The 10,800-nt window shown below is 39.6% G+C and carries 9 protein-coding genes; 6 read left to right on the top strand and 3 right to left on the bottom strand.

The window, feature by feature from the left end; translation table 11 throughout:
- Positions 1-190: 190 nt before the first annotated feature.
- A complete protein-coding gene (gene leuS, locus I6J02_RS16955) occupies positions 191-2,974 on the bottom strand; it encodes a leucine--tRNA ligase (RefSeq protein ID WP_201679015.1) in 2,784 nt (927 codons plus the stop codon).
- Positions 2,975-3,220: 246 nt separating this feature from the next.
- Here leuS and I6J02_RS16950 point away from each other — a divergent pair, with 246 nt between their 5' ends.
- The 5 genes from I6J02_RS16950 (at position 3,221) to I6J02_RS16930 (ending at position 6,942) form a co-directional block, all read left to right on the top strand.
- Positions 3,221-4,099 (top strand): cell division protein FtsX, encoded by an 879-nt coding sequence (locus tag I6J02_RS16950; RefSeq protein WP_201679014.1) that lies wholly within the window; start codon positions 3,221-3,223, stop codon positions 4,097-4,099.
- Positions 4,100-4,113: 14 nt separating this feature from the next.
- The gene (locus tag I6J02_RS16945) at positions 4,114-4,371 is read left to right on the top strand and encodes a DUF3098 domain-containing protein (RefSeq protein WP_201679013.1); all 258 of its coding nucleotides are present in this window, start codon (positions 4,114-4,116) and stop codon (positions 4,369-4,371) included.
- A 7-nt stretch (positions 4,372-4,378) separates the two neighbouring features.
- Positions 4,379-5,173, top strand: coding sequence for an undecaprenyl-diphosphate phosphatase (locus I6J02_RS16940; protein ID WP_201679012.1), 795 nt, complete (start codon positions 4,379-4,381; stop codon positions 5,171-5,173).
- Entirely contained in the window at positions 5,173-5,883 is a 711-nt protein-coding gene (gene truB, locus I6J02_RS16935; RefSeq protein WP_201679011.1) for a tRNA pseudouridine(55) synthase TruB, read from the top strand. Before I6J02_RS16940 ends, truB begins: the two co-directional genes overlap by 1 nt.
- A 75-nt stretch (positions 5,884-5,958) precedes the next feature.
- Positions 5,959-6,942, top strand: a complete 984-nt coding sequence (locus I6J02_RS16930; RefSeq protein ID WP_201679010.1) for a bifunctional riboflavin kinase/FAD synthetase — start codon at positions 5,959-5,961, stop codon at positions 6,940-6,942.
- A 486-nt stretch (positions 6,943-7,428) separates the two neighbouring features.
- Here the strand turns inward: I6J02_RS16930 and I6J02_RS16925 are convergent, their stop codons facing one another.
- Positions 7,429-8,652, bottom strand: coding sequence for an exo-beta-N-acetylmuramidase NamZ domain-containing protein (locus tag I6J02_RS16925; RefSeq protein ID WP_201679009.1), 1,224 nt, complete (start codon positions 8,650-8,652; stop codon positions 7,429-7,431).
- Positions 8,653-8,751: 99 nt separating this feature from the next.
- A complete protein-coding gene (locus I6J02_RS16920) occupies positions 8,752-10,170 on the bottom strand; it encodes a PLP-dependent aminotransferase family protein (protein ID WP_201679008.1) in 1,419 nt (472 codons plus the stop codon).
- A gap of 101 nt (positions 10,171-10,271) precedes the next feature.
- On the opposite strand from I6J02_RS16920, the gene I6J02_RS16915 reads away from it, so the two are divergent.
- A complete protein-coding gene (locus I6J02_RS16915; protein WP_236582095.1) occupies positions 10,272-10,733 on the top strand; it encodes a cupin domain-containing protein in 462 nt (153 codons plus the stop codon).
- The last annotated feature ends 67 nt before the right edge of the window (positions 10,734-10,800 follow it).

Raw genomic sequence — 10,800 nt, 5'->3', positions numbered from 1 at the left:
GGTCTAGAGAATAAACTTATACACATTTTTAGTACTGTTAAGGTCAGTGTAATTCTGCCTGTACAAAGACATGTTTAACACAACTTTTTGAGTACAAAAAAAAGTCCGCTACCTTTTTGAGTAGCGGACGATAATATAGATCTGATTAGCTGTTATACAAAGCTGTACGACAGTTCACAGATGAGATTTATTAAACGACAATATTAATGATCTTCCCTTTTACAAAGATGATCTTCTTTACAGGCTTTCCATCCAGATATTTTTGTACATCAGCATTGTTCAATACAATCTCTTCTACTGCTTTGGCTTCCAGATCCAATGCAAGAGGAAGATTAAGCTTCATCTTCCCGTTTACAGATACCGGATACGCAAATTCGGATTCTACAAGATATTCCGGATTGAACACAGGGTACGGAGCATAAGATATACTGCCGGCTTCATGGCCAGACAATGACCATAATTCCTCTGCTATGTGTGGTGCATATGGCTGTAATACGATAATTAACTGTTCCAGAATAGCACGTTTATTACATCTTAGTTCTGTAAGCTCATTCACACAGATCATAAATGCAGATACCGATGTATTAAACGAAAAACGTTCGATATCATCTTCTACTTTCCGGATGATTTTATGTAATGCTTTATATTCTGCTTTTACAGGTGTTTCATCCGATACTTGGAAGTTTCCTTCTGCATTGTGAAACAGACGCCATACTTTTTTCAGGAATTTATATACGCCTTCAATACCATTTGTATTCCATGGCTTAGCTTGTTCAAGTGGCCCAAGGAACATTTCGTACAAGCGAAGTGTATCTGCGCCATAGGTATCGATAATGTCATCCGGATTCACTACGTTGAATTTAGATTTAGACATTTTCTCTACTTCTGCACCACAGTGATACTTTCCGTTTTCAAGAATGAATTCGGCATCAGCAAAATCAGGTCTGAACTGTCTGAATTTTTCCAGATTCAGCATATCATTTACGACAATATTTACATCCACATGCAATGCGATTGTTTTATACTGCTCTTTTAAACCGTAGGATACAAACTGATTCGTACCTCTTCCTTCTTCATCCAGAATACGATATACAAAATTGGATCTCCCCTGAATCATCCCTTGATTGATCAGCTTCTTGAAGGGTTCTTCCTCATTGTGACAACCTATGTCTTTTAAGAATTTATTCCAGAAGCGTGAGTACAGCAAATGACCCGTAGCATGCTCTGATCCACCTATATATAAATCTACAGCTTTCCAGTAAGCCACCGCCTCTTCGGAAGCAAAGGCATCTGCATTTTGCGGGTCCATATAACGGAACCAATACCAGCTGGAACCTGCCCAACCCGGCATTGTACTTAACTCATACTCATACTGATCTTCATATTTCCAATCTTCGGCTCTTCCTAAAGGAGGTTCACCGGTTTCAGTTGGCAGATATTTATCTACTTCAGGAAGAAGCAAAGGCAGTTCTTCTTCTTTAATGAGATACGGAAGTCCGTTTTTGAAATATACCGGAACCGGCTCACCCCAATAACGCTGACGACCGAATATAGCGTCCCGCATACGGAAATTAATCTTGGCTTTTCCAAGTTTAAGTTCTTCCAGTTTGGAGATCAATGCCGGAACAGCTTCCTGATAATTCAGGCCATTAATAAAGCCGGAATTGATATAGCGTCCATTTTTATTCGGATCCGCTTCTTCTTCTATCTGCTGTGTATCTGATATCGGAATAATCGGAAGATTAAAATGTTTAGCGAACACATAATCCCGCTGATCTCCGGATGGTACAGCCATTACAGCTCCGGTGCCATAGCTGGCCAGTACATAATCAGCAATCCAGATCTGTACATCTTGTCCTGTAATCGGATGTTTGGCATAGGAACCGGTAAATGCTCCGGATACGGTCTTTGTATCCGCCATACGATCCAGTTCAGACTTTTTATTCGTCTTATCTATATATGCTTTTACCTCGGATTCCTGATCCGGAGTTGTTAAAGCTGTTACTAATTCATGTTCAGGAGCCAACACTACGAAAGAAACACCAAAAATAGTGTCCACACGTGTTGTAAAGACTTCAATATAGTTATCTAACTGTGGCAACGGAAATCTGACAGAAGCACCTACTGACTTACCAATCCAGTTACGCTGCATTTCTACCAAAGGCTCCGGCCAGTCTATGGTGTCCAGTCCGCGAAGCAGGCGGTCAGCATATGCTGTGATACGCATAGACCATTGCATCATTTTCTTTTGTTCTACAGGATAGCCTCCACGCTCAGAAACCCCATTGATCACCTCATCATTGGCCAATACCGTTCCCAGAGCAGCACACCAGTTAACTGTGCTTTCGCGCAGATAAGCGATACGGTATTTTAATAATTCACGCTGTTGCTTCTCTTCGTCAAATCCTTTCCATTCATCTGCTGTAAATTCAAGGATATCTTCATCACACACCGAATTGATGCCTTTTGAACCGACATTTTCGAAATGCTGAACTAATGTATCTATAGACACAGCTTTATCCAAATCATTGTTATACCAGGAGTTAAACAATTGCATAAAGATCCATTGCGTCCATTTGTAATAATCCGGTTCTGAAGTACGGATCTCACGACTCCAGTCATAAGAGAACCCAATATTATCCATTTGCTCCCGGTATCGGTTGATATTCGCTTCTGTGGTGATCGCCGGATGTTGTCCTGTCTGGATAGCATACTGTTCTGCCGGAAGTCCAAAGGAATCGTACCCCATAGGATGCAAAACATTAAACCCTTTTGAACGCTTATATCTTGAAAAAATATCGGAAGCTATATATCCAAGCGGATGTCCTACGTGCAGTCCCGCACCTGACGGATAAGGAAACATATCCAGTACATAATACTTGGGTTTGTCCTGAGAATCTGCCGATCTGAAGGTGTGATGATCAGCCCAAAATCTTTGCCACTTCTTCTCTAATGCTTTATGATTGTACTCCATTTGATAAATAAGGAAATATTTAAGAAATGCGAAATTACGATTTTAGTCCTATATAATAAAAGATTTGTAGTTTAAACAATATTTGAGGATATTAGAAGTTAATGATTGTGTTGGCAGCATTTACCGCAGGCCGGCATAACAGGAGAATATCAGTAATAATAATCATACAAAAAGGAAGTAATTGCAATAAATATTCGTAAAATCAGCGCAATTCCTTACTTTCGCAAACAAATAATTTAATTGCTTATGTCAGGATACGAGTTAAGCACGACCAAGAAAAAAACGAAATCAGTATATGTCTCTACAGTTATCAGTATTGCACTGGTGCTGTTAATGACAGGACTTTTAGGTCTTATTCTTGTTCATGCACGAAATCTTTCCAAATATGTAAAAGAGAATATCGTCCTCAATGTTATTGTGAATGATGCAACGACAGAGGGTGACGTACTTTCTATGCAAAAAGATATTGAAAAAGATCCTTACGTATTACGTACGGAATATATCAGTAAAGAATTGGCTGCTAAGAACCTGAAAGAGGATCTTGGTGAAGATTTCGTAGAATTTCTAGGACATAACCCGTTGCTGCCTTCTATTGATGTATATCTGAAAGAACAATACGCCAATACAGACAGTATACAGACTTTTATCAAAAAAGTGTCTAACAACAGCAAAGTCAAAGAGGTGGTTTATCAGGAATCCCTGATCGATATGGTCAATAAAAACATTAAAGTAATCAGTATCGTTGTACTTGCCTTTACTGTCATCCTGCTTATTATTGCTGTAGCCCTGATCAATAACACCATTCGTCTGGCGATCTATTCGCAACGTTTTCTGATCAAAAGTATGCAGCTTATCGGTGCAACCAAAAACTTTATCCGTAAGCCATATATCATATACGGAATTGTTCACGGACTCTTAGGTTCACTGATCGCTATTCTTCTGCTCCTGTTTACACTGCAGTTTTCGCAAAAGCAAATTCCGGAACTGGTATTCCTGCGCAACTGGTATGAGTTTGGTGCGATTTTCCTTGTGGTCATTATCTTAGGAATACTGATTTCAGGATTAAGTACTTACTTTGCTGTCACCAAGTATCTAAAAGCTAAATCACACAGTCTATACCGTTAATTCTAATTATCCTTATGGCTCAAACGAATAAAACGACAAAATCTTCTACTGCAAAAGCAGGAAATTATAAAGGAGGTTTTGTTTTTGGAAAGATTAATTATCAGCTGTTTGCTGCAAGTGTAGCAATCGTTATTATTGGATTTTTTCTGATGTCCGGAACTTCAGACATCTATAGTTTCACTAAAATTACATTAGCTCCCATTGTTGTTGTATTAGGGTTCGCAATAGGTTTTGTAGCCATATTGTATAGACCTAAGAACAAGAACGTATAATACAGGCATGAATTTAATTCAAGTTATCGTCCTGGCCATTATCGAAGGCCTGACAGAATTTTTACCCGTTTCCTCAACGGGGCATATGATTATTGCAACGGCACTGATGGGCATTGAGCCGACGCCTTTTGTCAAACTCTTCACCATCGTTATTCAACTGGGAACCATTTTATCCGTACTGGTTCTGTATTACAAACGTTTTTTCAAATCGCTGACCTTCTATTACAAACTTGTAGTAGCTGCGATTCCGGCATCTATACTAGGACTATTACTGAACGATTATATCGATCAGTGGCTGGAGAGCCCGCTAATGGTTGCAGTAATGCTAGTTGTAGGTGGGATTATCTTATTGTTTGTAGACAAATGGTTCAATAAACCTACTACGGACGATTCAGATGACATCTCTTATGCGCAGGCATTCAAGATTGGTCTTTACCAATGTCTGGCTTTAATACCCGGTACATCACGCTCTGCGAGCACGATTGTCGGAGGTATGACACAAAAATTAACCCGTAAGGCTGCAGCAGAATTTTCTTTCTTTCTGGCTTTGCCGATGATGTTTGGTGCATCAGCAGTCAAACTGCTGAAATTCTTTAAAGAAGGTAATACATTTACAGGAGAAGAGATCAATCTTCTGATTATCGGTAATGTTATCGGGTTTATTGTAGCAATTATTGCAATAAAATCTTTTATCGGAATTCTGACTAAATATGGTTTTAAAGCTTTTGGTTGGTACAGAATTATTATTGGCATGATTATCCTTATCATGTTATTGACAGGTCACAGCCTACAAATCATCTAATGGAAGATCCTATTATTGAGAATTCCCATACTTTCCATTTTGCTGAAGGGCAAATGTTATTAATTGACAAACCTCTTACATGGACAAGTTTTGATGTGGTAGGAAAGATCCGCAATACACTCAAACCGCTTAAATTAAAAGTCGGACATGCCGGGACACTCGATCCGCTGGCAACAGGTCTCCTGATCGTGTGTACAGGAAAAATGACCAAACAGATCGATTCCTTCCAGGCTGAAGATAAAGAATATACCGGTATTATCACCTTAGGTGCCACTACCCCATCCTATGATCTGGAAACAGAAATTGATCAGCGATTTGATATCAGTGCTATCACCGAAGAGATGATCTTTGATACAGCACGTTCTTTCGAAGGTGAGATCAACCAATTTCCGCCTGCACATTCAGCTATTAAAATCAACGGCGAACGGGTTTACGAAAAAGCCCGCCGTGGTGAGGAAGTAGAACTGAAATCCCGCAAAGTGACGATTAATAGTTTTGCCATTGAAAAAATAGAACTTCCCCATGTTTACTTTCGAATTTCATGCTCAAAAGGAACTTACATTCGCTCTATAGCTCATGATTTTGGAAAATTACTAAACAACGGCTCTCATTTGAGTGAACTGCGTCGTACTAAAAGTGGTAATTATCACGTAGATAACGCCTGGAATCTCGAAAATCTGATTGAAGTGATAAAATCACAAAAAATTTAACGGAAAACAAACAATTGATTGCAGCTTTACCCGAGAATAGTTTCTAATTTTGCGGCATCACAAGTTTAATAACTAATGAAAATATACAGAAATTTAGACGACTTTGAACCTTTGGATTGTGCTGTAGTGACCATTGGAACATTTGACGGCGTACATATAGGTCATCAAAAGATTTTGAGTCATCTGAAAGAATCTGCAAAGAAAATAAACGGAGAGACTGTTCTGCTAACTTTCTTTCCGCATCCCCGTCTGATTATCAATCCCGATGATGACAGTCTCAGACTGATCAATGATATTGAAGAAAAGGTGTGTCATCTGGCCAATGCCGGCATAGATCACCTGATCCTCACTCCTTTTACCCGCGATTTCTCGAATCAGACTCCCGAAGAATATATCAGTAATGTGTTAATAGGAAAACTGGGAACTAAAAAAATAGTGATCGGCTATGATCATCATTTCGGTAAAGACCGCAAAGGGTCATTAGTCGATCTGGAGCACTTTGCAGAAATCTTTGATTATACGGTAGAGCAGATCCCCGAACAGGATATTAACGATGTAGCGGTATCTTCAACACGGATCCGCGAGTCTCTGATCAAGGGAAATATTGACACGGCTAATCAGTACCTGGGCTATCCGTTCGAATTGACAGGAACAGTAATTCGGGGAGACCAGATCGGACGTACCATTGGGTTCCCGACAGCGAATCTGCATGTGCATGAAAAGCATAAGCTAATTCCGGCCTACGGAATCTATGCGGTAGAGGTTGAGATATTCGACAAAATTGAAGAAGTGCTTACGGGACAATATATCGAGAAAGTTCCTTTCCGAAAAGCAAAAGGAATGGGATACATCGGAACCCGCCCTACTGTAGACGGGATGACCCGAAATATTGAGGTTTCTTTGTTTGATTTCAATGAAGATATCTACGGAAAAACATTAAAAGTAACATTCCTTCATTTTGTAAGGCACGATGAAAGATTTGAAACTATTGAAATTATGAAAGAGCAGATTCAGGCGGATAAAAAGTATATCACAGCTTATTTTGCGGATCAGAAATAACAGCATAATATTAAAATAATAATAGAGAGGCAGTATCTAAATAAGGATACTGCCTATTTTTTTTATGCTGTTGGCGGGGACGCCAACAGACGCTGGTTAAACTTAACTTGTTAATATACATCTATTAACCAAACCTTTTCAATCACCCTGTATAAACTACCATTTGTTTCTGCCATAAATTTCAAACAAGAACCAGTTTTCAAGGAATTTATAAGGTTATCTGTTGGCGGGGACGCCAACACACGCTGGTTAAACTTAATTTTCCAACAGATACAGGTTACACTTAACTTTTTCTAACAGACGCCGGTTAATCAAACCTTCTGGCACTCCTGCTACTATTGGCAGAGATACCAATATACGCTGGCTGCCCCCCTATTAATCCTACTTACAAAGCATTTCCAGAATATATGGAGTAAAGACAATCCTTACTAAAAACGGCCTGAGTTCGTATGAGCTCAGGCCGTTTTTAGTAAGGTTAACAACAATTTAGTCCTTATAAATCACATATTTCTTACGCATTTTTTTATAATTTGTAAGTCCGGGTTCCCAGCTTTTACGAATTTCCTGATCGCTTGCTCCGGATTCGATTTGTTTACGAAAATCGCTTACTCCGGCAAGTGTTTCAATATTTCCGATCTGTGCAGAAAAGCTTCGATCAAAAAATGCTGCCTTTTCAGGAGATTTTTGATAGAGTTCTTTCATCCAATCCAGATTTAATTTTTTACTTGCAACCAGTTTAGCCAGATCCACTTTACGCAAATCCAGACCATAACATACCTGATTCATAAACAGAGGAGATTCGCTCATCCCTTTCTTGCTCACCGGGGTAAATGAAAATGAATAGATGCCTTTATATGCAGGACTTCCTATAACCGTAAAAGGATAATCAGTGCCTCTTCCATGATTGAGTTTAGTGCCTTCAAATAAACAGGTACTTGGATATAGTAATATACTCTCTTCTGTATTCAGATTAGGTGACGGATTGACGGGGAGTTTATACAGCATACTGTGGTTATAATTAGACACCGGAATAATCTTGAGTTTACACGAATCTTTTGCTTTCATCCATTTCTCTCCGTTAATCATCTGTGCAAACTCAGCTATAGTCATACCATGTGCTATCGGCACCGGAAATTGTGCTATTCCTGATTTGTGCTTCATATCCAGAATGGGTCCATCAATCAGGTAGGCATTTGGATTCGGACGATCCAGAATCATTAGTTCTTTCCCGTTATCCGCACAGGACTCCATAATATCTCTTAAAGTGTTAATATTCGTGTAGAAGCGTACACCCATGTCCTGTACATCAAAAATTAATACATCTACATCAGTCAGATCTTTTGCAGATGGTTTTCTTTTGTTACCATACAGGGATATGATGCGTATGCCTGTCTTTGCATCCAATTCATCCGATACTTCTGTCCCGTTACTTGCATTACCCCGGAAACCATGTTCGGGACCAAATATTTTTACAATGTTTATTTTGAGTGCAAGAAGACTGTCCACCAGATGGGTTTTTCCAATAATAGAAGATTGGTTTCCCAATATTGCAACCCGTTTTCCTTTTAAATAGCCCACATATTTCTCCGTTTGTTCGGCTCCGGTTTTAATTTTATCATTACTGTATGACAATTTCTGTTGTGCATGAACACCCGGCTTGCATAGCAGGAATAATAACATGACAGTCAAAAAAACAGGGATTTGTTTCATGGTAAAGGTTTTAGTTTGGTAAATAGATATTCTAAAATACAAAATTATACTGCCGCATTCAATATGTAACAAACATGATATCAATACATCCGTGTCTGGCTAAAGCAAGTCTGCTATGACTTGGATCCCTTCTTCCAGCTGCGCTTCAGACAGCGCTCCATAGCTCAGGCGTAATCCCTGCGTATCTTGTCCAAGATTATATTGTTCCGGACCTGATATGCGGATACCTTTTTCTTTCAATCTTTCTTCCAGATATCTGACACGCTCCTGCTGTCTGGGGACTATCCAAAATGCCAGTCCGCCGTCCGGCAAATAATAGTCAGCCTTATCTTTCATATATTGATTGAGTAATCTGAAACAGTTATCTCTTTTATTCCGGTAATACAGTGTCATCTTTTTAAGATGTTTCTTAATCGTTCCGTCTTCTATCAGCTGAAGAACAGCCTGTTCCATAATATTATCGCCTTGTACATCTATGATTTTACGTAAAGCACCTATTTGTTGAATATAAGATGCTTTACTTACCAGATATCCGATACGCAATGCGGGCGCAACGACTTTACTCATCGTCCCGATGTAGATATAATTTTGAATTTCATTGTAACTGGACAGTGGCAAAATGGGGCGATGCCCAAAGTGAAATTCATTATCATAATCATCCTCTATGATTGTAAATCCATACTCATTAGACAGCCGTATAAGTTCTACACGTCGGGACAGACTAAGCGTAACGGTAGTGGGGTACTGATGATGAGGTGTGGTGTAGATTGCTTTTATAGATTTGCCACTCTGCAAATGCCGGATAATATCTGCTATAATCATTCCGTCCTGATCCACCCGTACAGGTAATAGCTTTGCGCCTGCATGTTCAAAAGCTTCCCATGCAGGATGATATCCCGGATCTTCGACTAATACATAATCGCCCTGCTGTATCAGACTCTGAGCAGCCAGATATAAAGCCATCTGACTTCCCCGGGTAATACATATATGAGGTACGTCGATCTTCATGCCCCGATGATGGTTTAACATTCTGGCAATTGCGGCCCTGAACGATTCATCCCCCAGTGCATTGGTATAGCCCATCATCTGCCATCTGGCTTTTTGATTAAAAATCTGCCGGTATGCTCTGGCCAGCTCTTTGACGGGAGCAATCCGTGCATCCGGATATCCGTCATCAAAGCAAATACTGTACACAGGAGTCGGTTCAGTATTTATTTTGACAGCGGTACCTGAATGTGAAATATTTTCAGGGCGAAATGGAAGATTATCAGCCACAAAGGTACCTGCACGTTCTTTCGTAATAATCCAGCCTTCATTTTGAAGTACGTTCACAGCCTCTACTACTGTATTACGATTTACCCCTATATGTTCTGACAAAGCTCTTGTACCTGGCAGAGCTTCTCCCTTTTTAAGCCTCCCGCTACGAATAGCTTCAATGATCGCATCTGCGATCTGCAGATAAACAGACTTCTCTGCCTGAAAATCCAACTGCATTTCTAAATTCCAAGGACGAATCATCTGGACTATTAAATTATGTAAAAACTGAACCAGTAAGACAGTCCAAATATACTATAATTTTGAAATGCAATAATGCAAATACACAACTTAATATGTTTAATATGAAAACAGAAGAAAAACAATTCAGTTCAAAAGATTTTCATCAAACCTTTGCACGTCCGACGTTTATCAAACCAGCAAAGCTCATTCATCAAAATGTAGAAAATGCAGGTGTACATAATCAGTTTTCCACTGAACGCAAACATCCTGTTTTTTTTGTTGATCTGCCCAGTAAAAATGTAAGTATGACTATAGGCGGATTATTGCCGGGTCAACTGACGAACAGACATCGTCATACCTACGAGACTGTACTGTATGTACTGGAAGGCGCAGGTTATACAGAAGTGGAAGATGAACGCGTGGAATGGAAAGCCGGTGATGCGGTCTATATTCCTTCCTGGGCCTGGCACAGACATCAGAATCTGAGCGATACCGAACCTGCCAAATACATTGCCTGTGAAAATGCACCTCAACTTCAGAATCTGGGAGTCGCTCTACGCGAAGAAGAAGGCCGCGATCTCTAACATTAACTCTATTTGTCTTATTTAATCATGCCCTCTGCGGAGGGCTCTTTTCTCTTTACTCATTTTA

It is taken from the genome of Sphingobacterium spiritivorum (assembly GCF_016725325.1).
Classification (GTDB): Bacteria; Bacteroidota; Bacteroidia; order Sphingobacteriales; family Sphingobacteriaceae; genus Sphingobacterium.
The sequence above is the reverse complement of the archived record's forward strand: the minus strand, read 5'-3'. Positions and strand labels throughout refer to the sequence as shown.

Bases quoted from the DNA above. Each gene is read 5' to 3' on its own strand.
- I6J02_RS16925 (WP_201679009.1), bottom strand. From the start codon at position 8,652: ATGAAACAAATCCCTGTTTTTTTGACTGTCATGTTATTATTCCTGCTA.
- I6J02_RS16945 (WP_201679013.1), top strand. From the start codon at position 4,114: ATGGCTCAAACGAATAAAACGACAAAATCTTCTACTGCAAAAGCAGGA.
- I6J02_RS16950 (WP_201679014.1), top strand. From the start codon at position 3,221: ATGTCAGGATACGAGTTAAGCACGACCAAGAAAAAAACGAAATCAGTA.
- I6J02_RS16940 (WP_201679012.1), top strand. From the start codon at position 4,379: ATGAATTTAATTCAAGTTATCGTCCTGGCCATTATCGAAGGCCTGACA.
- I6J02_RS16915 (WP_236582095.1), top strand. From the start codon at position 10,272: ATGAAAACAGAAGAAAAACAATTCAGTTCAAAAGATTTTCATCAAACC.
- truB (WP_201679011.1), top strand. From the start codon at position 5,173: ATGGAAGATCCTATTATTGAGAATTCCCATACTTTCCATTTTGCTGAA.
- I6J02_RS16930 (WP_201679010.1), top strand. From the start codon at position 5,959: ATGAAAATATACAGAAATTTAGACGACTTTGAACCTTTGGATTGTGCT.
- I6J02_RS16920 (WP_201679008.1), bottom strand. From the start codon at position 10,170: ATGATTCGTCCTTGGAATTTAGAAATGCAGTTGGATTTTCAGGCAGAG.
- leuS (WP_201679015.1), bottom strand. From the start codon at position 2,974: ATGGAGTACAATCATAAAGCATTAGAGAAGAAGTGGCAAAGATTTTGG.